General features: G+C 34.4%; 1 protein-coding gene. It reads right to left on the reverse strand.

Annotated features, from left to right (window positions below; translation table 11 throughout):
- Nucleotides 1-21 precede the first annotated feature (21 nt).
- Entirely contained in the window at nucleotides 22-300 is a 279-nt protein-coding gene (locus Q5Y71_RS17075; protein ID WP_306043272.1) for a hypothetical protein, read from the reverse strand.
- Nucleotides 301-675: the final 375 nt, after the last annotated feature.

The raw sequence follows: 675 nt of genomic DNA on the forward strand, positions 1-675 counted from the left end.
CATAACAATCGAATAATATCTTTATATTCCATACTCATCATATTCTAACTCGTACTCATTATCATAAAAATCATCTTTATTATTATCGCGGCAGATATTATCGCAGTCTATTTTATCGCTAACGCAGATATTTTGTACTTTTTGGTTATCGCCAATACAATTATAATAAATTTCTTTGCAGGTTTTCAGGCATCGCTTGGTAGCTTCTCTTTCATGTAGGTCATCAGCCCAGGTTAAAGACGGTTGAGTGATTATTGTCAGTGTTGCTATTAAAGCCAAAAGTGATTTCTTGTTACCCATAGCGTTCTGTTACCCAGCCTTGATTTACTTTCATTTCTAGTCAAACAATAGCGCTTTTATTGCCAGGTGCAAGGATTTAGTGGAGTTATCTATTTTTTATGCGTCAGTCATTTGTATTGTGATCAGGTAAAATATGGCTCCTTAATAAAGCACGCTATCAAAGTCTGTCGGTGCTAATTATTCCAAAGTGATGTGTTGGGTGCAGATTGCCTGGATAAGTTTACTGCTATTACTACCTAGCAGGCTGCTGAAAAACTCGGATTTTGAATTAAAGCATCATCATCTTGAAGTTTTAGAATAAAAAAAACACTTGTTTTGTAGGCTCTGAATTTTCTGATTTTATAAGAGTTAAGGTAAAAATTTCGTTAAAGGGAT

The organism is Microbulbifer sp. 2205BS26-8, from assembly GCF_030731025.1.
GTDB lineage: Bacteria > Pseudomonadota > Gammaproteobacteria > Pseudomonadales > Cellvibrionaceae > Microbulbifer > Microbulbifer spongiae.